Origin of the sequence: Cypionkella sp. TWP1-2-1b2 (assembly GCF_049896245.1) — a bacterium.
GTDB lineage: Bacteria > Pseudomonadota > Alphaproteobacteria > Rhodobacterales > Rhodobacteraceae > Cypionkella.
This window is the reverse complement of sequence record NZ_JAFCTX010000027.1, coordinates 16,636-39,945: the sequence shown is the minus strand read 5'-3', so window position 1 is coordinate 39,945 and position 23,310 is coordinate 16,636. Positions and strand designations below refer to the sequence as shown.

Genomic DNA, 23,310 nt, shown 5'->3' with positions numbered 1-23,310 from the left:
GCATGGCGGGCTTGCTTACGGTTTTGCTGAACTGGCGCTCGGCCGAAATGACGCTGCGGGCGGCGGAATCGGCATTGCTGGCATTGGACGGGATCGCAGGGGCTCTGGTGATTGTGGACAACGATTCCGGCGATGGATCGTTTGAGATGATGACAACTGCGGTGCAAAAACGCGGCTGGGACACTGGTGCGCAGAGTGTGCGGGTGCTGCAATCGGGGCATAATGGCGGCTTTGGCGCGGGCAATAATTTTGGGATTCGGGCGGGGATGCCAGACGGTTCTGCGCCGGAATTTATCTATATCCTGAATTCGGATGCCTTTCCCGACCGCGATGCAATCCGGGCCTTGCTGACGCATTTGCAGGCCCATCCAGCAACTGGATTTGCGGGCAGTTTCATTTATGGCGACGATGGTGCGCCGCACCGCACGGCGTTCCGTTTCCCCTCGATTGCATCGGAGTTTGAGGCGCAGATCAGGTTTGGCCCGGTCAGCCGCGCGCTCAACCGCTGGATTGTCGCGCAGCCAATCCCGCAAGCCACCTGTCGGGTGGATTGGTTGGCGGGGGCAAGCCTGATGATGCGGATGGCGGTGCTGGAACAGATCGGCCTGTTTGATGAGCGGTTCTTCCTGTATTTTGAGGAAACCGATCTGTGTCGCAGGGCGGCTTTGGCGGGTTGGCCGACGGATTATGTGGTGGAAAGCCGGGTGATGCATATCGGATCAGCCTCGACGGGGATGCGGGAATGGCAGCGCATACCGGGGTTCTGGCTGGACAGCCGTTTGCATTATTTTGTGAAAAACCATGGCGTTGGCTATGCATACGCCGCCACACTGGCGCTGCTTGCGGGCGGTATCCTGTGGCGCGCGCGGCTGCTGATCCAGCGCAAAGACCGCGGCGATCCACCACTGTATCTGACAGATCTGACGCTGCATGCCATGCGCGCGGCGGTCAGTCCCGTTTTCGGCAAACCTGCCGCTGTAGCCAAATCACCCCGGACGACCGAGGGGTAAGGACGCCAAGATGACCCAGTTTTCCGCCTATCTGATCGGCAATGAAACCCTGACCCGCCAGTGCGGTGAAATGCTGTTGGCGGGTGGCCATAAGCTGACTGCCGTGGTGACGCGCAACGCGGATGTGCGGCAGTGGGCCGAAAGCCGGGGGCTGCGGGTAGAGGCCTATGGGCGTGATCTGGCGGCGCGTTTGGGCGAGCGCGTCGATTGGCTGCTGTCGGTGGCCAACTTGTCGGTGATCGAGCCAGAGGTTTTGGCCTTGGCGCAGGGGGCCGTGAACTTTCACGACGGACCTTTGCCGCCCTATGCCGGTCTGAACGCGCCGGTCTGGGCGATTTTGAACGGCGAGGCTCAACATGGGATTTCATGGCACCTGATCGAAGGTGGCGTCGATGAAGGCGACATGCTGGAAAGCCGCAGCTTTGAGATCGCGCCGCAGGACACCGCGCTGACCTTGAACACCCGGTGTTTTGAAGCAGCAATGGAGAGTTTCCCCAGCGTTTTGGCACAGATGGAGAGCGGCAATTTGCAGTGCAAGCCGCAGGATTTAAGCCAGCGTCGGCTGTTTTTGCGCCATGATCGCCCGGCAGCGATGGGGCGTATTGATTTCTGGCAGCCGGCCGAGGCGGTGGTGCGCTTGGTGCGGGCCTTGGATCACGGGCGCTATTGGAACCCGCTGACCACGGCGAAAATTGCCTGTGCGGATCGGGTGCTGAACGTGGGTGCCGCAGAAATCGCCGAGGGCGTGGGCGCGCCGGGACAGGTTTTGCACGCTGATGAGACCGGGCTGCTGGTGGCCTGTGGAGTGGGTGCGGTGCGGTTGCTCCGGTTAACTTGTCAGGAAAAAGGGTTGGCGGTTTCAGCCGCGACAGTGACGGATGCGGTGCTGTTGGCTGGGGTCGAGGGGCTGACCGCGCTGGGGCAAAGCTTGGCTTTGGCGGAGCCTGGCTTGCGCAAAGCCTTGAAATCGATGCAGCCTGCCGCGCTAGGTCATGCGAGCACGGCGGCGGCAGATTGGCAAACGCTACCGCTTTCGGGCGGGCTGGTCGATCTTGCGCTGGCCGCTGGACTGGCTTCTGGCGCGGCGGTGGTCGATCTGGCGCAGGCGACGCAGGGGGTGGCGGGCTATACCTCGGGTTGGCGACCTTTGCGGGTTGCGGCTGGTGGCGGCGTGGCGCAGTCGCGGAAGAGTTTGGATTTGGCGCCGAAACCGGGTTTCGCGCTGGATCTGATGACGCGTGACACGGGGCTTGCTGGCCTGCAATGTCCGCAAGTTGGCGTGGCAGAGGCTGGCCCGATCAAGGGAACCACCGTCACGCTGACTCCGAGCGCCCTGCATTTTGACGCCACGCGCCTGCCCTTGACCGAGGCGCAAGCCTACGGCGCGCGCATCACTCATCTGGTCGCGGCTTTGGCAAAAGCCGCCGCCGATGCACCCCTGTCCAGCATTTCAACTCTGACGGATGCCGAGCGGGATCAGGTGCTGCACGGCTGGAACCAAACCAAAACTTCATACGATTCAAGCCTTTGCGTACATCAGGCCTTTGAGCTCCAAGTGCTGCGCAGCCCGGACGCGGTGGCTTTGATCTGCAATGATCAAAGCCTGACCTATGCGGCACTTAACGCCCGCGCCAATCGGGTGGCGCATGTGCTGATCGGTATGGGTGTTCTGCCCGGCACGCTGGTGGGGCTTTGCGCGCATCGCAGTCTTGATCTGATGGTTGGCGCTTTGGCGATCCAGAAAGCGGGCGGGGCCTATGTGCCGATGGACCCGGCCTATCCGGCGGACCGCATCGCTTTGTATATAGAAGATTCCGCCTGCCCGGTGATCGTGACGCAAAGTTCTATTGCCGTAGGATTGCCGGGCCATCACGCGCAAGTTCTGTGTCTGGATACCGACGCACGCCCCAATCAGGCCAGCGATGCCAACCCCATATCTGGTGTCACCTCGGCTGATCTCGCCTATATGATATATACATCTGGCTCTACCGGGCGGCCAAAGGGCGTGATGGTGGAACATCGCAACGTCGCGAATTTCTTCACCGGGATGGATCAGCGCATTGGTCCCGAGGCCGGGGTTTGGCTGGCGGTGACCTCGCTATCCTTTGATATTTCGGTGCTGGAGCTGTTCTGGACATTGGCGCGCGGCTTCAAAGTGGTGCTGACCAGCGATGAAAACCGCAGCTTGGTTTCAGGAGGGGCGATTACCTCGGCGCAGAAGATGGAGTTCTCGCTGTATTACTGGGGCAACGACGATGGTGCGGGCCCGAAGAAATACGAACTGCTGCTGGAGGGCGCGAAATTCGCCGATACCCACGGCTTTTGCGCGGTCTGGACGCCCGAGCGGCATTTTCATGCCTTTGGCGGCCCCTATCCGAACCCCTCGGTGACGGGCGCTGCGGTGGCGGCGGTGACGAAGACCATCGGCGTGCGGGCGGGGTCTTGCGTGATGCCGCTACACCACCCGGCGCGGATTGCCGAGGAATGGGCGGTGATCGACAATCTGACCAATGGCCGCGCCGGGGTGGCGGTGGCTTCGGGCTGGCACCCGGATGATTTCGTGCTGCGGCCTGAGAATACCCCGCCCAACAACAAGGCGGCGATGTTTGCCGCCGCCGATCAGGTGCGCCGCCTGTGGCGCGGCGAAAAGGTTGGCTTTCCAACGGCAGAGGGCGGTACGTTTGAACTGATCAGCCAGCCGCGCCCGGTGTCGAAAGAGTTGCCGCTGTGGGTGACGACGGCGGGCAACCCTGAGACTTGGCGCGAGGCTGGGGCGATTGGGGCCAACGTGTTGACACATCTGTTGGGCCAGTCGATTGATGAGGTTGCGGGCAAGATTAAACTTTATCATCAAGCGCTTCGCGAAGCTGGGCATGATCCGGCTAACCATACCGTGACCCTGATGTTGCACAGCTATATCACGCGCGACCGCGATCATGCGCGGGAAGTATCACGCGGGCCGATGAAGGACTATCTGCGCTCGGCTGCGGCTTTGATCAAGCAATACGCCTGGGCCTTCCCGGCGTTCAAAAAACCGCAGGGGGTGTCGAACCCGATGCAGATTGATCTGCAAAGCTTGAGTGCAGAGGAAACCGAGGCGATCCTCGACTTCGCCTTCCAGCGCTATTTTGAGGATTCTGGGCTGTTCGGCACGGTTGACGACGCACTGGCACGGGTGGAGCAGTTGAAGCGGATCGGTGTCGGTGAAGTGGCCTGCCTGATCGACTTTGGCATCACGCCGGAAAAGGTGATGGAGGGGCTTTATCCGCTGGCCGAAGTGGTCAAGCGCGCCAATGCAGGCGGCGTCGTGGCCGAGGATGATTTCTCGATCGCGGCGCAGATTTTGCGACATGGCGTGACGCATTTGCAATGCACGCCGTCGATGGCGCGGATGATCACGATGAACGATGAGTCACGAATGGCCTTGTCGGGGGTGAAGACGGTTATGCTGGGCGGCGAGGCTTTGCCGGGCGCGCTGGTTGCCGATTTGCGCCGTGCGACTTCGGCGCGGATGTTGAACATGTATGGGCCGACCGAGACAACGATCTGGTCCTCGGTGGAGGACGTGGACGAAGTTGATGGGGTGTGCAATATTGGCAAGCCTTTGGCAAATCAGCAAATTTACGTGCTGGATGAGGCGATGACTCCGGTCGCCCCCGGTGTTGCCGGGGAGTTGTGGATTGGCGGCGATGGCGTGACTCGCGGCTATTGGCAGCGACCGGATTTGACCGCAGAGCGATTTGTGAACGATTGTTTTGTTTCGCTAGATCGCGCCTGTGCTTGGGGCGCGCGGATGTATCGCACCGGTGATCTGGTGCGCTGGCGGGCAGATGGTAAGGTCGATTTTCTGGGCCGCGCCGATCATCAGGTCAAGCTGCGCGGCTACCGGATTGAACTGGGCGAGATTGAATCTGTGCTGGAAGCGCAGCCGGGGGTGCGGCAAGCCGTGGTGATGGCGCGTGAGGATACGCCGGGCGATCTGCGGTTGGTGGCCTATATTGTTGGCGCGGCGACGGAAGTGGCACTGCGGGCAGAATTGGTCGGGCTTTTGCCCGAGCATATGATGCCCGCGCATTTCGTCAGCCTTGATGGCTTTCCGCTGACGCCCAACCGTAAGGTGGATCGTAAGGCACTGCCTGCTCCAAGCGCCAAGCCGCTGGAATCGCAAAGCTTTGTTGCGCCCACCTCGGATATTGAAGCTCAGATCGCGGCAATTTGGGCGCGGGTTTTGGGGGTGGCGAAAGTCGGCTCGAAGGACAATTTCTTCGCTTTGGGCGGGCATTCTCTGCTGGCGGTTCAGGTGCATCGCGAAATCAGGGAGAGCTTGGGGGCAGCGAAACTTTCGATCACCGATATCTTCCGATTCCCGGTTTTGCAGGCCTTAGCGGCGCATCTGGATGATCGCCCGAAAGCCGCCCCTACGGTGGTGTCTGACCGTGCCGATGCGCGGGCCGATGCGATGGCGCGGCGGCGGGCGATGCGTGGGCAGGTGAATGTCTGACATTACCGCACGGCTGCGCACGATTTTACCACGCGGCGTGACGCTGGCTGAGGCCACAGCACCTATGGCTTTGTGGCCGGAAGAAGATTTGCCCGGCGCAGTGCCCGCGCGATTGGCAGAATTCGGCGCCGGGCGCAGTGCCGCGCGGCAGGCTCTGCGCGATTTGGGCCTTGCCCCTGTGGCGATTCCGATGGCTCTGGATCGCGCGCCGATCTGGCCAGAAGCTGCGACAGGCAGCATCAGCCATTGCGCCGGGGCCTGTCTGGCGGTGATGGGATTGACCCGCGACTATGTGGGGCTGGGTTTGGATATAGAACCCTTGCACCCGCTGCCGGCTGAACTCTGGTCGACCGTGCTTCGGCCAGAGGAACACAAACAAATCAACGACCTTCCCCAACCACATCAAGGCTTGCAGGCACTGCGGATTTTTGTGGCGAAAGAGGCGACGTATAAGGCGCAATACCTGATCACACGGCAGATTTTCGATTTCCAAACTTTACGAATTATCTGGCAAGATCAAAGTTTCACCGCGGAACTCTGCACAGCCATCTCACCGATTGAAAAAGGCTTTCAAATCCAAGGACGCTGCGCAGAAAATTCCCACTTCTTCGCAGCATTTTGCGCTGTACCTTCTTACGCTGTACCTACTTACGCTGTACCTACTTAGGCTGTGCCTACTGGGTAAACATTCCAAACGTCGCCAGCGGCACGCGGCGCAGCATCGAGCCGTAGACCACCGAATAAATCCCCTCACTGTCGCTGTCATCGGGATCATAAATTCGCAGCGTGGTGGTGGTGCCATCGGCGCTGTGCGAACCGCGCGCCCCGACGATCACCACATAATGCCCCGACGAGCCGGTGCCGCGCTGAAAAGAGCCGGGATTATGCAGGAATTCCAGCATGATCGGGCCATTTCGCAACAACCCGATCAGTGCCGCGACGGGCCAGCTTTGCGGCGGCTGATAGCGCAGCCGATGCAGTTGCGCGAAGGTCTGATGCACCTCAAGCCTTTGGCCACGCTCACTTTCATTGATCAGCGAACCGTCGGCAGTCAGCAGGCGTTGCGGTGTGGTCATGCGGACGGCTTGGATCGACAGCCGCGTCAACATCGCCGTTGCCGCTGCCCAACAGGTCGTTGGCGTCGGTTGACTGAGATAGGGCACGTTGTGCAGGATGATCGGCGCGGACTCGGTTCCATAAAGCGCATCCAGCGTGCAGGGCCCGGCGATGCCGTCCATCTCCAGCCAGTTAGAACGTTGAAACGCCAGCACGGCGCGTTCGGTTTGCGGAGTAAAAAGGCCATTGATGATCAGATTGGGCGAAGGATTCAGCCGATTGTTCAGCGCCATTTGCAAATCCCGGACGGATTGCCCAGACGAGCCCGATCGCACAATGACATTTCGCATGAAACGTCTCCGATATAATAAAATCCGATCAAAATGGCCGACCCGGTGAGACTCGGATAGCTTTCAATAAGCGTAGGATAAACATCGTAACGGCTCAAGCACTCGTTTTGCCGCGTGAGGCCTTGATCGGAAAGTAGTTTTTCCTAAAAGCTTAGGTCAGGCCGCGAGAACCGGGCGTTTGATTGCAGCTTTCGCCTCCAGCACCAATGGCCGCAGGCCTGCGCCGCCTGCATCCAGCACTTCAAACAGATGGCGGCGCATCCGGGGTTCCCAGAAGTCATTGATATGCGAGGCAAGTAGAGTCAGTCCCTCATCATGCGGTTTTGATTCCATGAACTTGGCGATCTGGTTCGCCATATAGATCAGCTTGGCGTGCGGGCCTGCGTGGGTGTCGTTAAGCGACATGGGCGGTCTCCTGCGAAATGCGGTCGGTGTGGGTGTAGGCCTCAAACCGATCCGGGCGGGCGAGGGCGATCAGGGTGATGCCAGCGAGGTCAGCAAGGCGGACGGCATGGGCGGTTGGGGCGGACACGGCGATAAGGATTGGCGCGCCGAGGGCGGCAACCTTCTGCACCATGTCGATGGAAACCCGGCTGGTCAGCACGACGGCTCCGGCAGGGTGCGCGGTGCGGATCAAATGACCGCAGAGTTTATCCAGCGCGTTGTGGCGGCCAACATCTTCGCGGGCGGCCAGCAGCTTGCCGCTGTAATAGCCAGCGGCGTGGACTGCGCGGGTGAGATCGTGCAGCGGTTGGGCGGCAGGCAGGCTTGCGACGGCGGCCATGATTTCGGAAGCGGCCATGCGGAACATGCTGGTGGGCACAGGCTGCATCACCCGTGTGGCTTCCTCCAAACTGTCGATGCCACATAGACCACAGCCCACTGGCCCCGCCATGGTGCGGCGGCGCTTGGTCAGGCGGGCCTCGGCTTGCGGTTCCAACCAGATTTGCACATCAAGGCCAAGCGGAGTTTCAACCACCTCAATACTTTGAATTTCTTCAGGTTCCGCAATGCCTTCTGTCATTGCAAAGCCGTAAGCAAAGTCTTCCAGATCGGCAGGCGAGGCCATCATCACGGCTTGGGTCGAGCCGTTGAACGACAAAGCCACCGCGATTTCCTCCGGCAGTTCTCTGGCCGACGCCTGCCCGAAACCCGCGCCTAACCCGAAGGTCAGTCGCGGCAAAGGGCGGTGGGTTTGCATCATTCAGCCGCTGCGATACGACGCGACATCGCGGCCTGAGCGTTGTATTCCTCTTGCCATTCAGATGGGCCGTTGCTGGGCGAGACTTGCACAGCCGTAACCTTGTATTCGGGGCAGTTGGTGGCCCAATCCGAGAAGTCGGTGGTGATCACGTTGGCTTGGGTGTCGGGGTGGTGGAAGGTGGTGTAGACCACGCCCGGATTGACCTTGTCGGTGATCGTCGCGCGCAGGGTGGTGTCGCCGGAACGGGATGCCAACCGGACGAAATCGCCATCCTTGACGCCACGCACTTCGGCATCATGCGGGTGGATTTCTAACACATCTTCGGCATGCCAAGCGACGTTACCGGTGCGGCGGGTTTGCGCGCCAACGTTGTACTGGCTGAGGATGCGGCCCGTGGTCAGCAATAGCGGGAAGCGCGGCCCGGTCTTCTCATCGGTCGCGACATATTCAGTGTTGATGAACTTACCCTTGCCGCGCACGAAAGCATCCACATGCATCAGCGGCGTGCCTTGGGGGGCAGCGTCGTTGCACGGCCATTGGATTGAGCCCATGACCTCAAGCTTTTCGTAGTTCACACCCGCGAAAGACGGCGTCGTCATGGCGATTTCGTCCATGATTTGCGTGGGATGGGTGTAGGTCCACTGCGCCCCCCCGGTATCTTTCAGCATCGCATTGGCGAGCATCTGGGTGATCTCCCAGTCGCCATAACCATTGCGCGGTGCCATCACCTTGCGCACCATGTTGATGCGGCGTTCGGCGTTGGTGAAGGTGCCGTCCTTCTCTAGGAAGGTCGAACCGGGCAGGAACACATGCGCGTAATTGGCGGTCTCATTCAGAAACAGATCATGCACGATCACGCATTCCATCGCAGCCAGGCCGGCGGCGACATGTTTGGTGTCGGGGTCGGATTGCAGGATGTCTTCGCCTTGGCAATAGAGGCCCTTGAAGGTGCCCTCAACCGCCGCATCCAGCATGTTCGGGATGCGCAGGCCCGGTTCATCATCAATCTTGACGCCCCATGCCTTCTCAAAAATATCGCGCACGCCCTCGCCTTTGACATGGCGATAGCCGGGCAATTCATGCGGGAACGACCCCATATCGCAGGAGCCTTGCACGTTGTTCTGCCCGCGTAGTGGGTTCACGCCCACGCCCGGACGGCCAATATTCCCGGTCATCATCGCAAGGTTGGCAATGCCGATCACGGTGGTAGAGCCTTGGCTGTGCTCTGTCACGCCCAAGCCGTAGTAGATTGAGCCATTGCCACCTTTGGCAAACAGCCGCGCCGCTGCGCGCACTTCTGCCGCAGGAACACCTGTCAGCAAAGCCACCGATTCCGGTGAGTTTTGTGGCTGACTGACGAATTCGGCGTAGTCCTGAAACTCGTCCCAATCGCAGCGATCTTGGATAAATTGGGCGTCGAACAGCCCTTCGGTGACGATCACATGCGCCAAAGCGGTGACGATGGCGACGTTGGTGCCGGGTGTCAGGGCAAGGTGATGCTCGGCTTTGACATGGGGCGCCTCCACCATCTCAGTCCGTCGCGGATCAATCACAATCAGCTTTGCCCCTTGGCGCAGACGCTTTTTCAAACGGCTGGCAAAGACCGGGTGGGCCGCGACCGGGTTGGCGCCGATGATCATCACAACATCGGTTTCTTCAACCGAGTCAAAGTCTTGCGTCCCGGCCGAGGTTCCCAAGGTTTGTCCCAAGCCGTAGCCAGTCGGCGAATGACAGACGCGGGCGCAGGTATCCGTATTATTGTTCATAAACACGGCGCGGGTCAGTTTCTGCACAAGATAAGCTTCTTCATTTGTGCAGCGCGAGGACGTAATCACCCCCACCGAGTGCCGCCCATGCTTCTCAATAATGCCCTTCATCCGGTTCGCGGTGAAGTCCATCGCCTCATCCCAAGACACTTCCTGCCACGGGTCGTTGATGCTGTCGCGGATCATCGGGTTCAGGATGCGGTCCTTATGCGACGCGTACCCATAAGCGAAGCGGCCCTTAACGCAAGAGTGGCCCCGGTTGGCCTTGCCGTGCTTGTAGGGCACCATGCGGACCAATTCATCGCCGCGCATTTCGGCTTTGAACGAGCAGCCTACGCCGCAATAGGCGCATGTGGTGATGACAGAGCGTTCCGGCGTGCCGATCTCGATGATCGACTTTTCTTGCAAGGTCGCGGTCGGGCAGGCCTGAACGCAAGCGCCGCAAGAGACGCAATCCGACGACAAAGCTGTGTCAGTTTTAGCGCCAAACGACACGCGGCTATCGAAACCCCGGCCCTCGATGGTCAAAGCGAAGGTGCCTTGCACTTCCTCGCAAGCCCGCACACAGCGCGAGCAGACGATGCATTTCTGCGGATCGTAGCTAAAATATGGGTTGGAATCGTCACGTGGGATGTAGTGCGTATTGGCGATGCCCGAGGTGTCTTTCACCTTGAAATGCGTATCAATCGCCTCATAGCGCACGTCGCGCAAGCCCACGGCACCCGCCATATCCTGCAACTCGCAATCGCCATTGGCGCTGCATGTCAAACAATCAAGCGGGTGGTCCGAGATATAAAGCTCCATAACGCCACGGCGCAACTGCTTCAGTTTGGCGTTCTGAGTGTGAACTTTCAGGCCGGGAGCAACCGGGGTGGTGCAGGAAGCAGGCGTGCCGTTGCGGCCTTCGATTTCCACCAAGCACAACCGGCAGGAACCGAAAGCGTCGATACTGTCGGTGGCGCAAAGTTTTGGCACCGAAATGCCAATTTCTGCGGCGGCGCGCATGATCGAAGTGCCTTCTGGCACGGTGATGTCAAAGCCGTCGATGGTCAATGTGACCATTTGTTTGCTTTTGGCGGCAGGGGTGCCGAAATCGCGGTCCGGGATGATGAAGTCTTTCATTCGGCGGCTTCCTTCATGGCGGAGAAATCATCGGGGAAATGGGTTAGCGCGGACAAAACCGGATAGGGTGTGAAGCCACCCAAAGCGCAAAGTGAACCGGACTTCATCGTGTTGCACAGGTCAGTCAGCAGCGGGATCGCGGCGGCGTCGCCTTTGGCAATCCGATCCACGGTTTCAACGCCGCGCACAGCGCCAATCCGGCAGGGGGTGCATTTGCCGCAAGATTCAATCGCGCAGAATTCCATCGCGAAGCGGGCCTGTTTCAGCATGTCGGCTGAGTCGTCAAACACCGTCAGACCGGCATGGCCGATCAAGCCATCCTTACTCGCGAACTCCTCGTAACCAAACGGCGTATCGAACAGCGCGCGCGGGAAATAGGCACCCAAAGGGCCACCAACTTGCACCGCTTTCACTGGGCGGCCTGAAGCACTACCGCCAGCAATTTTGTCAACGATTTCACCTAGTGTCAGGCCGAAAGCGATCTCATACAGACCGCCGTGTTTGACGTTTCCGGCGATCTGCAACGGGATGGTGCCGCGCGAACGGCCAAGGCCGAAATTCTTGTAAAACTCGGCACCCTTCTCGAAAATCACCGGCACGGAGGCCAGCGAAATCACGTTGTTCACTACAGTCGGTTTCGCCATGAAGCCTTGCAACGCGGGCAGTGGCGGTTTGGCGCGCACCACGCCGCGCTTGCCTTCAAGGCTGTTCAGCAGCGAGGTTTCCTCGCCGCAAACATAGGCTCCGGCCCCGACGCGGATTTCGATATCAAACGCAGGACCCAAGCCCAAAACCGACGCGCCCAGTACCCCGGCAGATCTGGCGATTTTCACCGCTTTCTGCATAACCTCAATCGCAATCGGGTATTCCGAACGGATATACACAAATCCCTTGGTGGCCCCGGTTGCAAGACCCGCAATGATCATTCCTTCGATCAGCGTGAAGGGATCGCCTTCCATCAGCATCCGGTCGGCGAAGGTGGCGCTGTCGCCCTCATCGGCGTTGCAGACGATGTATTTGCGGTCGGCTACTGCCTCGGACACGGTTTTCCACTTGATCCCGGTCGGGAAGCCCGCACCACCCCGGCCACGCAGGCCCGAGTTGGTGACTTCGGCGACAATCGCGGCCTTATCCATGCCAAGCGCCAGCGTCAGGCCCGCCAGCCCACCATGCGCCTTGTAGTCGTCCAGTGACAGCGGGTCGATCACGCCAACGCGGGCGAAGGTTAGGCGGGTTTGTGCTTTGAGCCATGGCAGATCTTCCGTCAGGCCAAGCGCCTTCGGATGTGCTGTCAGATCATCAAACAACGCGGGCACATCGGCGAGCGTCAACGGACCAAACGCCATCCGACCTGCGTCGGTAACCACTTCGGCCATCGGCTCCAGCCAGACCATCCCACGCGAGCCGTTGCGCACCAGCGTCAGCGCAATGCCGCGCGCTTTGGCCTGAAACATCAGGGATTCAGCGAGCTCATCCGCACCAAGGGCAACGGCGGCGCTGTCGAGGGGGAGGTAAATCCTCATTTCAAACCCCCGATGATCGCGTCAATCCGGGCTTCATCGACCCGGCCCACCAACTTGCCGTTGATCATCGCGGCGGGGCCACAGGCGCAGAGGCCGAGGCAGAAAATCGGCTTTAGCGTGAAACGACCATCTTTGGTGGTCTCGTGCCACTCAATCCCCAACGCCTTTTGCGCATGAGCAGCCACACTTTCGGCACCCATCGACTGACAAGATTCCGCGCGGCAGAGTTTCAGCACATGATCGCCCGCCGGATACTCGCGGAAATCGTGATAAAACGTCATCACGCCATGCACTTCGGCCTTCGACAGGTTCAGGTCTTGCGCGATGATCGGCAAAGCCACTTGCGGCACATAGCCAAATTCGGCCTGAATGGCGTGCAGGATCGGTAGCAGCGACCCTTCCATCCCTTTGTGAGCGCTGAGGATTTCCCCAACCCGAGCAGTGACATCGACGGAATCAAGCATGTGGCGGCCCTTTGGTAACTTTGTACTGTGATACGCCGTTTGATATGGAAATCAATATGGATATACCGTTGTTCAATAGGAGATGTCTATCGACGCAAGCGCACCGCCAGCTTTGCCGCTTCATCCATTAGCGCCTGCAGAACAGGGGTTTGCGGATCGCGCTTGGCGGTGATCAGTCCGACCAGATGCTCGGCTTCGGGTTCAACAATCGGAATCGCCAAAAGCCCCTGACCGATGAACATCTCGGCCAGCTTCATCGGTACCACCGAGGCCCAAAGCCCCGATTTCACATGCGCCACCAAAGCGATGCTGGAATTAGACTCCACCGTTGGTGCCACCCGCACGCCAACCTCGGCCAAATGTTGGTTGACGATGCGGCGGTTCTGCATATCGGCGGTCAGAAGACACAGGGGCTCGTGAACCAATTCGCTCCACGTCACTTGTGCCCGATCCGCCAGTGGAGAATTTGGCGCGCAGAGATAGCGGTAGAACTCGGTATAAAGCGGCGTCTGCGCCACCCGGCCCAAGGGTTCGTTGTCGAGATAGGTCAGGCCCGCGTCCAACTCCAGGCTTTCAATACCCGCCAGAATTTCCACCGAAGTGCGCGACAGCAAGGTGACACGCATATTCGGATGGCGTGCGGTGAACGGTGCTGTCAGATCGGCCACCATCGGCAGGGCCGTGGGGATCACACCAATCCGTAGATTGCCCGACAGGCCGGAATGCACCGAACGCATCTCGTCCTTCAGTGCCCGCATATCGCCGACAATCCGTCGCGCCCAATCCAGCACGCGCTGGCCTTCCGGGGTCAGACCCTGAAAGCGCGATCCGCGAAACACCAGTTGCACGCCCAACTGATCCTCTAGCTGGCGGATGGCTGAGGATAGGCTGGGCTGCGTTACCCGGCATACCTCTGCCGCGCGGCCAAAGTGACGCTCGTTGGCGAGGGCGATGAACATTTCCAGCTTGTCGATCATCGGTCTAGGGTGGCGGGGAATGGTTTGATGCGCAAGAGATGTGGAGATCAAGGAGCCTCCGGCGGGGATATTTAAGCCAATGTGGAATGCCAAGAGTTGTGCTTGAGGAAGCGAAGCCTTAGCTTTGCGGGATGATGAAATTTATCCCCTTTGTGAAGAAATCCCCTGTGGTGCCGGTGATCCGGCTGGCGGGCACGATTGGCTCTGGCCGCAATGCGCTGAACGACGCGGGGCTGGCGGCGATCATCGAGAAGGCGTTTCGGATGAAGCCAGCGGCGGTGGCGCTGGTGGTGAATTCGCCGGGCGGATCGCCAGTGCAATCCAGCCTGATCGCGGCGCGGGTGCGGCGGTTGGCGGAGGAGAAATCCGTACCCGTTCATGCCTTTGTCGAGGATGTGGCGGCGTCGGGCGGCTATTGGTTGGCCTGTGCGGCGGATCAGATCTGGGTCGATCCCAGTTCCATCGTCGGCTCCATCGGCGTCATCTTCGCCAGCTTTGGCTTCCCCGAACTGATGGCGAGACAGGGGGTTGAGCGGCGCATCGTCGCCATGGGCAAACAGAAAAGCCTTGCCGATCCGTTCCTGCCGCAAAAGCCCGAAGACGTTGAGCGGCTGAAAGCCCTGCAAGCGCCGATCCATGAGGCCTTCATCGCCCATGTCAAAGCCCGGCGCGGCAATCGTTTGGCCGATGCCGATCTGTTCAACGCCGATATCTGGGTTGGCCAAGCTTCCGTTGAACTCGGCCTGACCGATGGCGTGGCACATCTGGTGCCGAAACTGAAATCGCTTTATGGCGACAAGGTAAAGCTGGTGCCGCTGGGGCAAAAGCGTGGGCTGCTCAGCCGCTTTGGCGTGAATATGGCCGAAGATGCGCTGGCCTTGGTGGAAGATCGCGCGCTTTGGGCGCGCTACGGGTTATAACATGATCAAAGCCGTACTTGTTTTTTTGCTGGTGATGCTGGCCATTGGCATGGTCGGCAACGCCTTATTCCCCGGTCGGATTGGCCATTCGGTGAAAAAACGACTTGGATTGGCCAATCCGGCTACCTGCAAACGCTGCGGGCGCTATGTAATTGGCTCTAAGGGCTGCGATTGCAAAAAGGGTGGACGATGAGGGCACTGGTGACGGGGGCGGGCAAGCGGCTGGGCCGCGAGATGGCGCTGTATCTGGCCCGACGTGGCTATGATGTGGCGGTGCATTACGCCAGTTCCCGCAAAGAGGCCGAGGCGGTGGTGAAAGAGATCACCGCAATGGGCCGCAAAGCCGTCGCTCTGCGCGCCGATCTGCTGATTGAAACCCAAGTCGAAAAGCTGGTGCCGATGGCTGTGCAGGGGCTTGGCGGTCCGCTGACCGTGCTGATCAACAATGCCTCGATCTTTGAATATGACACTGTCGCCACGGTGACCCGCAAAAGCTGGGATCGCCACATGGAAAGCAACCTTCGTGCGCCTTTCGTGCTGACACAGGCGTTTGCCGCACAGGTGCCCGCGCCGAAGCTGGACGACCACGGCGAACCGATTGCCGATGGCTTGGTGCTGAACATGATCGACCAGCGCGTACACAAACTGACGCCCGAATTCATATCCTATACACTTGCGAAAATGGGCCTCTGGGCGCTGACCCGCACCACGGCGCAAGGCCTTGCCCCACGGGTGCGGGTGAATGGCATCGGGCCGGGGCCGACGCTGCAAGGTGCGCGCCAAAGCGACGAAAGCTTTGTGACCCAACGCGGTGCCACAATCCTGAAACGCGGCGCAAATACTGCCGATATCACCGCAGCGTTAGGTTTTTTTCTCGATTCCCCCGCCGTGACAGGGCAAATGATCTCCGTCGATGGTGGTCAGCATTTGGGTTGGAAAACCCCCGATGTGCTGGATTTCGACTAGGCGAAATTTGGCCTCTCGCAAAAGTTGTCCACTTTTCGTAATTGCTTCACAGATGCGTTACAAAAAGTCCTGACTTATCAGGGATTTGCCAGATGTTAAGAAATCTTTCCATTGTTATCAGTAGCTTATTATTTCGCCTAAAAAATAGGCAATCCGGCGAATGGGGCCAAAAACAAGGGAAATTTGGCGGTTCTGAAATCTTCTCCGCAATGTTATCCACAGAAAGCGGGGATAGCTTTCCTCTTGTCCCAGCCCGACTATCATTGCAGGCAGCGTTAAGAATCAACGAATCCGAGGACGATGTTTCTGCATGAGTGAAGTCAGTCTAACCGGGCACGATCTGATTCAGGATTACCTGAAAACGCTGGATGGTAGCCCCGGTGTTTACCGCATGTTGAACGCGGCGTCTGAGGTGCTTTATGTCGGCAAAGCCCGCAATCTGCGCGCGCGGGTGTCGAACTATGCCCGCCCTTCGGGTCATTCGGGCCGTATCGCGCGGATGATTTCCGAGACCGTCTCGATGATGTTCCTGACCACGCGGACGGAAACCGAGGCGCTGCTGCTGGAGCAGAACCTGATCAAGCAGCTTAAGCCGCGCTATAATGTGCTGCTGCGCGACGATAAATCATTTCCGAACATTCTGATCAGCACAGAGCATCCCTTCCCCCAGTTGAAGAAACACCGGGGCAAGCGCAGCGAAAAGGGTAGCTATTTTGGGCCCTTCGCCTCGGCGGGGGCGGTGAATCGCACTCTAAATCAGCTGCAAAAGGTGTTCCTGCTGCGCAACTGCTCGGATTCGATGTTTGACAGCCGCACCCGGCCTTGCCTGCAATTTCAGATCAAACGCTGCTCTGCCCCCTGCACCGGGCGGATTGACCGGCCAGCCTATGCCGTTCTGGTGGCCGATGCCGAGCGGTTTTTGCAGGGGAAGACAACCACGGTGCAATCGAACTTGGCCGCCGAGATGAACATCGCCTCGGACGCGATGGAGTTTGAGCGCGCGGCGGCTTTGCGGGACCGGATCAAGGCGCTGACCCAAGTGCAGCAATCGCAGGGCATCAACCCGGCGGGGGTGGCAGAGGCTGATGTGATCGCGCTGCATCTGGAGGGCGGACAGGCCTGCGTGCAGGTGTTCTTCATCCGCGCCAATCAATCTTGGGGCAACCGCGACTTCTATCCACGCACTGGAGCGGGGGCGGAGGAGGCCGAGATTTTGGAAGCTTTCGTGGCGCAGTTCTATGACGATAAAGAGCCGCCCCGGCTGATCTTGCTGTCGCATCCGGTGGAGAATGAAGATTTGGTCAGCAACCTGCTGGCGGAGAGGGCAGGCCGCAAGGTTGAGCTTGCGGTGCCGCAGCGCGGGGAGAAGGCGGAACTGGTGGAAAACGCGGTGAGGAACGCGCGGGAAAGTCTGGCGCGGAAGATGTCGGAAAGCTCGACGCAGAACAAGCTGTTGGCGGGGCTGGCCGAGGCGTTTGATCTGGATGCGCCGCCGACGCGGATTGAGGTCTATGATAACGCGCATATTCAGGGTTCGGACGCTGTTGGCGGCATGATCGTGGCGGGGGCTGAGGGCTTCCTGAAATCGCAGTATCGGAAGTTTGATATCAAGTCGGCGGCGGGGAAGAATTCAGACGATTTCGGCATGATGCGCGAGGTGATGACGCGGCGGTTTGAGCGGCTGTTGAAGGAAGACCCGGAGCGGACCTCGGGATCTTGGCCGGACTTGCTGCTGATTGATGGCGGGGCGGGGCAGGTCTCGGCTGTGGCGGGGATTTTGGCGGAGCTGGGCGTCGATGATATCGCGATGGTGGGGGTTGCGAAGGGAATTGATCGCGATGCGGGCAAGGAGGAGTTTTACCGCACGGGGATGCCAGTGATGGCGTTGCAGCGCAATGATCCGGTGCTGTACTTCATTCAAAGGCTGCGGGACGAGGCGCATCGCTGGGCGAATGGGGCGCATCGGGCGAAGCGGGCCAAGCAGGTTTCAATCACGCCGCTGGATGATATTCCGGGAGTGGGTGCGGTTCGAAAACGGGCATTGCTGGCGCATTTTGGCTCGGCCAAGGCGGTGTCGAGGGCGGGGGTGCCGGATTTGATGGCGGTGCCAGGGGTATCCGAGGCGATGGCTAAGGTGATCAGCGACTTTTTCAGCGCGCGTGGGTAGTGTCCACGCGTGGACAGATTTTTATTGATATGTTTATCAAGGCCATGACATTTTCTTATAAGGAAATCTTAAGGGTTTCACAGATGCAGACCGTTGCCGCCTCACCCGGTTTCAAGGGGCGCAGGCGTGCATTTCTGCACAGGGGTTAGGGCGCAAACAGGCGTGGTTTCTGCGGGGAAAGTGGCTAAACTTGCGGGTTCAGATTTCTGTCAAAGGACGCAAAACGATGACTGCTTCGATTTTTGACTCGACCCAGATGGGCTCGCATAAACTACAAAACCGGGTTGTGATGAACCCGATGACCCGCTCGCGCGCCGATGCGGATGCGGTGCCGACGCCGATTATGGCCACCTATTACGGCCAGCGCGGCACGGCTGGGCTGATCGTCACCGAAGGCACCGCGCCCAGCCCGAACGGGCGTGGCTATGCCCGCACGCCGGGGCTGTGGAGCGAGGCGCAGGTGGCGGCTTGGAAGCCGGTAACGGCGGCGGCCCATGCCAAAGGGGCGGTGATCTTCGCCCAGATCATGCACACCGGGCGGGTCAGCCATCCGGGAAACATGCCTGCCGGGTCGAAGATCGTGGCGCCTTCGGCGATCGCTTTGGCCGGCCAGATGTATACCGATGCCGAGGGGATGCAGGATTATCCGGTGCCGCAGGAAATGACCGAGGCAGATATTCAGCAGGCCAAGGCGGAGTTCGTGACGGCGGCGAAAAACGCCATTGCTGCGGGATTTGATGGCGTTGAGTTGCACTCGGCGAATGGGTATTTGCTGGAGCAGTTCATCTCGCCCGATACCAACAAGCGGACAGATGGCTGGGGCGGTTCGGTTGCCAAGCGGTCGCGGTTCTTGCTGGAGGTTGCACAGGAGGTTGTGGCGGCGATCGGCGGCGACAAGGTTGGCATCCGCATCTCGCCCTATGGCACGGCTTCGGGGATGGCGGCTTATGCTGAGGTGGATGAGACTTATCTGGGGCTGATGGCGGCGCTGGACAAGATCGGGCTGGTCTATGTGCATCTGGTCGATCATGCCGCGATGGGCAATCCGGCGATCCCGGCGGAGTTCCGCGCCAAGTTGCGGGCGGCTTGGCCCCGGACGTTTATTATCGGTGGTAGTCTTGATGCGGTCTCCGGGCAGGCGGCGGTGGACAGTGGTGCTGCGGATCTGGTTGGGTTTGGCCGGGCATACCTTGCCAACCCTGATCTGGTGGCGCGCTACAAGGCCGGGGCGGAGTTGAACGCGCCGGACTTTGCCACGTTCTACACGCCGGGGGAAAAGGGCTACACGGATTATCCGGCTTTGGGGTGATCTTTGCCTTGAGTTTGCAGAGGGGCCGCGCGGGTTGCGCGGCCTTTTTGCTTTGGCGGCACTTGCGGTCCCAACTCGGGACCATTTTGGAGCTGAGTGAAATCAACGGCTTACATGGAGGCGTTCAGGAAGTATTAAGGAATAGGCTGAGAATAGCGGATTCCCTGATGTGTCCGTTCCGTGATTTTATGTGCGCAGATGCGCAGCGGGGGTGCGATTCCTCTAATTGCGCAGAGAGGGGAAAAGGCGCATCTAGGGTGCATAGAATTCCTCCTCCTCCTGAACTGGACCCTGAAAATGACCAATATTCTGCGCGTTGAATCCTCGATCAAACCTGCTGGCGCTGTGTCGCGCCGTCTGACCGACCGCATCATGGAGCGTGTACTGGCTGCCAATCCGGGCGCAAATGTTGTGACCCGCGATCTGTCGGCCGGCGTGCCTGCGATTGACGGCGCTTGGCTCGGCGCTGTGTTCACCCCGGCGGACGCGCGCAATGACGATCAGAAAGTGACTGCGGCTTATGCCGATGCGCTGCTGGCCGAAGTCAAAGCCGCTGACCTGCTGGTGATTGCGCTGCCGGTCTATAATTTTGGCGTGCCAGCGCAGCTGAAGTCGTGGATTGATCAGTTGGCCCGCAAAGGCGAGACCTTTAACTATACCGAAGCCGGTCCGGTTGGCCTGCTGACCGGCAAACGCGCGATTGTGGCGTTCACCTCGGATGGCACCAAGTTTGGCTCGGAGATTGATTTCGCTTCGGGTTATGTCCGCCACATGCTGGGCTTCTTTGGCATCACCGATGTGCAGTTTGCAGCGGCGGATGCGATGGCTTACGGGCCGGAAGCTGCGATTGCCAAGGGCGAAGCGGAAGTGGATGCTTTGGCGGCCTAAGCTTTGCTGGGCGGGCCCCGGAGGGTTTCACACCCTCCGGACCTCCCGTGGAGTATTTGCGCCAGTCTGAAAGCAAATTTTAATCAAATTTGAAGGAAAGGCCCTGCGGTTGCGTGGGGCCTTTGTTTTGGGGGTAAGTGCCCACGTGTTGCGCGGGTGCTGCAAAGCAAAACGGGGGCAGCTTGCGCTCCCCCCGTCTCAAATCTCGATGGGCGGTGTGACCCGCCCGGTTGGCTTATGCCAAAGCGAGGTTGATCGCCGACTCGCGGCCATCACGGCCAGCTTCGATGTCGAAGGTCACTGCTTGACCGTCGTTCAGCTGACGGATGCCAGCGCGTTCCATTGCGGAAATGTGCACGAACACGTCTTTGTTGCCGTTTGCTGGTGCGATAAAGCCGAAGCCTTTGGTTGCGTTAAACCATTTCACGGTGCCGTTGGCCATCGTGTGTCTCCTAGTTTTGGTGTGCCATCCGCGGAATGCGATGACGTGGCTCAGTCGTAGCAATCGAGAACTGAGGCCTAGAGAGGAGACAGATGTTCGATAGATAGCGTTTCGCTCTGCCTACATGCGCCAATTTCGGCGGGAAAACAAGGGGGGCGGAAAAAGAATCAGGGTGATCGGCGGGTTAGAACAGATCAAGCAGGCGGTTGAGATAGCTGCGTTCCTGATCGCTGCGGGATTGATCGGCGGAGCGTTTGCGAATCTGGTCGAGCAATTCCTGCGCGCGTTTGTAGATGTCTTTGTTCTCAGCCAAGTTGCCATCGGAACCGATGTGCAGGCCATTCTCGCGACCCAAGGGATCGCGCGGGCCACCGGATTGCGGGTCTTCGGTCTTTTGAGTGCCATCGGGTGTGGCACCCTGCTGGCGATCCTGATCGGCCAAAGCCTCGCCGAAATCGCGCATCCCTTCGCGCATTTTGTCCATCGCCTCGGCTTGTTTGTCCAATGCGCCGGGCAGATCGCCGTCATTCAACGCGCGTTCAGCGTCTTCCATGGCGCGGCCCGCGTCATCGAGGTTCTGTTTGCCCTCGGCGTTTTTGCCGCCGCCCTGGCCGGGCAGATTGCCGCCGTCACGCAGTTCTTGCAGTTTGTCGCGCAGCTCTTGCTGACGTTCAGACAGGGTTTTGCCGTCTTTGCCGGGTCCTTCCTGACCGTCTTGCAGATCGCGGAAGCTGTCGTCGGAAAGGCCCTGTTGGTCGCGCAGGGTGTTGCCGAGGTCTTTCATTGCCTGTTTGCCGGGGCTGCCTTTGCCGCCAGTGCCGTCGCCTTGCTGGACCTTCATGTTGTTCATAAGATCTTGAAGTTGCTTCATAAGTTCGGCGGCTTCGGCGGTTTTGCCTTCTTCCATCAGCTTTTGCAGCTTATTGAGCATCTGGTCGATCTGGTCTTGGGTGATGCTCGGGCCGTTTTGCTGCGGCGAGGTTTCGTCGTTGGGGTCTTTCGGGTTTTTCTTGGCTTCTTCGGCCATGTATTCGTCCAATGCGTCGCGCATCTCATCCATCAGTTTCTGGATTTCTTCGGGCGAGGCACCCTTGCGGATGGCTTCGGCGAGGCGTTCTTGCGCGCGCATCATGCGGTCTTTGGCGTTGTTCAGCTTGCCGTCTTCGATCATCAACGAAATCGCCCAGAGTTCCTTGGCGATCTCATCGCGGGCTTTCGGGGAGAGGGTTTTCGCCTCGGCATCCAGTCGTTTGATCACGGCTTTCAGGCGGTTGTAGGAGGTGTCATCGGGGAAGATATCGCCCGGCTGGTTGCTGACGGCTTTCAGGATTTCCAGCGAAGCCGGAGCATTGGCGCGCGACCACAGGATATCGCGGCGCATTTCGATCAGAGCGTCGGCGAGGGGATCAAAAAAGCGTTTGCCGGGCAGGATAAGGTGGAGGGGCTCGGCAGTGCCGGTGTTGCCTGCGGCGTCGGTGACGGCATAGGTCACGGTGACCGGCAGGTTCGACAGCACCGATTCCGATAGATCATCGACGAGGGTGGTTTTGATCTCGGCGCGGCTGCCTTTGAACGGCAGCGGCAGGTCTAGGGTGACGGGTGCGATGGATTCGGGGTCGGTTTTCAACCCGAAGCTGCGGGGGACGGCGGCGAGGTCGAGGGCGATGGTGACTTCGCCTTTGGTGACGCCATAGTCGTCTTTGGCGGTGAATTTTTGCTTGAAGCGACCTTCGCCGTCGCGGGTGATCTCAGCCGCGGGGGTGATGCTGGGGGCGTTGTCTGGGGTGGCGATGATCTTCCATTCCCGGCCTGCAGCGCCTTCGATGGCGAGTTTGCCGGAGGTGGTGACGGTGAAATCTTGCGTGGGCTGGGAAGCTGGGGGCGCATCGGTGCGGCCTGAGACGGTTTCCGAAACGATCAGCGCGCCGGGTTCGCCGTAAAGCCGGATTTGCAGTTTGGTGCCGGTTGGGAGGGTGAGCGCGTCGGCGGTCTGGTCGTTGAGATAAAGCGCGGGTTTGCCGGTGTAGGCGGGCGGCTGTGCCCAGCCTTCCCATGCCGGGCCAGCGGCGGCGTTGGCGGTGCCGCCGGGGGTGAGGCCTGCGACGGAGGTGACGCGCCAGATCGAGCCGAACAGTAGGGCCATCACCAGCGCGGTGAGGGCGACATAGCGCAAAGCGAACGGGTCACGCGAGGACAGTTGTAGGTCGGGCTGAACGGGTTTCGCGCCGGAAGCGCGGGCGGCCATGCGGGCGCGGTGGGCGGCCCAGACGGCTTTTGACGCCTCATCCGTGATGCCAATCGCTTGGGTGTCGCGCAGGGCGGCGATGGGTTGGCCGGGGAGTTTGCTGTCCAGCCGGATCAGGGCTTCGACGCGTGTGGGGCGGCGGAAGGCGCGGATGCCGTGGATGATGCCCCAGCTCAGGCCGAGGGTGACTGTGACCATGCCGAACCATGCGGCCTCGATCGGCAGCAGGTCTTGCAGGCCAAAGGCGGCGGCGGCGAGGCTGGTGATTGCGATGGTCCAGAACGGCCAGAAGGCGCGGGTGATGCGTTCAGCCCAAAGCCCCGCAAGCGTGATCCGCAGTGGGGTCTCAATACGTTTTAATGCTTGCGCTTCGCTGCTTTCGGTCATCGGCCTCTCAGTT

18 protein-coding genes are annotated in these 23,310 nt (G+C 59.8%); 9 read left to right on the top strand and 9 right to left on the bottom strand.

The genetic code is table 11. The features are described 5' to 3' along the window. Positions 1 to 2: 2 nt before the first annotated feature. From ACP7AP_RS16690 to ACP7AP_RS16680, 3 genes are read left to right on the top strand one after another with little or no spacing between them, the layout of a single operon-like run. Positions 3 to 1,010 (top strand): glycosyltransferase, encoded by a 1,008-nt coding sequence (locus ACP7AP_RS16690; RefSeq protein WP_426035804.1) that lies wholly within the window; start codon positions 3 to 5, stop codon positions 1,008 to 1,010. A gap of 10 nt (positions 1,011 to 1,020) precedes the next feature. Continuing rightward, a complete protein-coding gene (locus tag ACP7AP_RS16685; RefSeq protein ID WP_426035802.1) occupies positions 1,021 to 5,511 on the top strand; it encodes a MupA/Atu3671 family FMN-dependent luciferase-like monooxygenase in 4,491 nt (1,496 codons plus the stop codon). Further along, positions 5,504 to 6,178, top strand: a complete 675-nt coding sequence (locus ACP7AP_RS16680; protein ID WP_426035800.1) for a 4'-phosphopantetheinyl transferase family protein — start codon at positions 5,504 to 5,506, stop codon at positions 6,176 to 6,178. Before ACP7AP_RS16685 ends, ACP7AP_RS16680 begins: the two co-directional genes overlap by 8 nt. Positions 6,179 to 6,185: 7 nt before the next feature. Here ACP7AP_RS16680 and ACP7AP_RS16675 read toward each other — a convergent pair whose 3' ends face one another. The 7 genes from ACP7AP_RS16675 to ACP7AP_RS16645 form a co-directional block, all read right to left on the bottom strand. Then, complete coding sequence (locus tag ACP7AP_RS16675; protein ID WP_426035798.1) at positions 6,186 to 6,917, bottom strand: peptidoglycan-binding protein; 732 nt, start codon at positions 6,915 to 6,917, stop codon at positions 6,186 to 6,188. 156 nt (positions 6,918 to 7,073) lie between these two features. Further along, positions 7,074 to 7,322 carry a formate dehydrogenase subunit delta gene (locus ACP7AP_RS16670; RefSeq protein WP_426035796.1) on the bottom strand — a complete coding sequence of 83 codons (249 nt, stop codon included), beginning with the start codon at positions 7,320 to 7,322 and terminating at the stop codon, positions 7,074 to 7,076. After that, a complete protein-coding gene (gene fdhD / locus ACP7AP_RS16665) occupies positions 7,312 to 8,121 on the bottom strand; it encodes a formate dehydrogenase accessory sulfurtransferase FdhD (RefSeq protein WP_426035794.1) in 810 nt (269 codons plus the stop codon). The genes ACP7AP_RS16670 and fdhD overlap by 11 nt, the downstream gene beginning before the upstream one ends. After that, a complete protein-coding gene (fdhF, locus tag ACP7AP_RS16660) occupies positions 8,118 to 11,009 on the bottom strand; it encodes a formate dehydrogenase subunit alpha (protein WP_426035793.1) in 2,892 nt (963 codons plus the stop codon). Before fdhF ends, fdhD begins: the two co-directional genes overlap by 4 nt. After that, entirely contained in the window at positions 11,006 to 12,532 is a 1,527-nt protein-coding gene (locus ACP7AP_RS16655; RefSeq protein ID WP_426035791.1) for a formate dehydrogenase beta subunit, read from the bottom strand. The genes fdhF and ACP7AP_RS16655 overlap by 4 nt, the downstream gene beginning before the upstream one ends. Next, entirely contained in the window at positions 12,529 to 12,996 is a 468-nt protein-coding gene (locus ACP7AP_RS16650) for a formate dehydrogenase subunit gamma (RefSeq protein WP_426035789.1), read from the bottom strand. Before ACP7AP_RS16650 ends, ACP7AP_RS16655 begins: the two co-directional genes overlap by 4 nt. Before the next feature lie 86 nt (positions 12,997 to 13,082). Beyond that, positions 13,083 to 13,973 (bottom strand): LysR family transcriptional regulator, encoded by an 891-nt coding sequence (locus ACP7AP_RS16645; RefSeq protein WP_426035850.1) that lies wholly within the window; start codon positions 13,971 to 13,973, stop codon positions 13,083 to 13,085. A gap of 131 nt (positions 13,974 to 14,104) precedes the next feature. Here ACP7AP_RS16645 and ACP7AP_RS16640 point away from each other — a divergent pair, with 131 nt between their 5' ends. The 6 genes from ACP7AP_RS16640 to ACP7AP_RS16615 all read left to right on the top strand — a co-directional run bounded on the left by ACP7AP_RS16640 (position 14,105) and on the right by ACP7AP_RS16615 (position 20,223). Continuing rightward, positions 14,105 to 14,893, top strand: a complete 789-nt coding sequence (locus ACP7AP_RS16640; protein WP_426035787.1) for a S49 family peptidase — start codon at positions 14,105 to 14,107, stop codon at positions 14,891 to 14,893. A gap of 1 nt (position 14,894) precedes the next feature. After that, on the top strand, positions 14,895 to 15,086 hold the full coding sequence (locus ACP7AP_RS16635) for a hypothetical protein (protein ID WP_426035785.1): 192 nt from the start codon (positions 14,895 to 14,897) through the stop codon (positions 15,084 to 15,086). Further along, the gene (locus ACP7AP_RS16630) at positions 15,083 to 15,859 is read left to right on the top strand and encodes an SDR family oxidoreductase (protein ID WP_426035783.1); all 777 of its coding nucleotides are present in this window, start codon (positions 15,083 to 15,085) and stop codon (positions 15,857 to 15,859) included. Before ACP7AP_RS16635 ends, ACP7AP_RS16630 begins: the two co-directional genes overlap by 4 nt. Before the next feature lie 310 nt (positions 15,860 to 16,169). Beyond that, a complete protein-coding gene (gene uvrC, locus ACP7AP_RS16625) occupies positions 16,170 to 18,026 on the top strand; it encodes an excinuclease ABC subunit UvrC (protein ID WP_426035781.1) in 1,857 nt (618 codons plus the stop codon). 226 nt (positions 18,027 to 18,252) lie between these two features. Then, positions 18,253 to 19,335 carry an alkene reductase gene (locus tag ACP7AP_RS16620; protein WP_426035779.1) on the top strand — a complete coding sequence of 361 codons (1,083 nt, stop codon included), beginning with the start codon at positions 18,253 to 18,255 and terminating at the stop codon, positions 19,333 to 19,335. A gap of 297 nt (positions 19,336 to 19,632) precedes the next feature. Further along, positions 19,633 to 20,223 (top strand): FMN-dependent NADH-azoreductase, encoded by a 591-nt coding sequence (locus tag ACP7AP_RS16615; RefSeq protein WP_426035777.1) that lies wholly within the window; start codon positions 19,633 to 19,635, stop codon positions 20,221 to 20,223. 235 nt (positions 20,224 to 20,458) lie between these two features. On the opposite strand, the gene ACP7AP_RS16610 is transcribed toward ACP7AP_RS16615, so the two are convergent. Beyond that, positions 20,459 to 20,665: a cold-shock protein gene (locus tag ACP7AP_RS16610; RefSeq protein ID WP_054005407.1), complete on the bottom strand. Its 207-nt coding sequence runs from the start codon at positions 20,663 to 20,665 to the stop codon at positions 20,459 to 20,461. 184 nt (positions 20,666 to 20,849) lie between these two features. Beyond that, entirely contained in the window at positions 20,850 to 23,297 is a 2,448-nt protein-coding gene (locus tag ACP7AP_RS16605; protein WP_426035775.1) for a DUF4175 domain-containing protein, read from the bottom strand. Between the last annotated feature and the right edge of the window lie 13 nt (positions 23,298 to 23,310).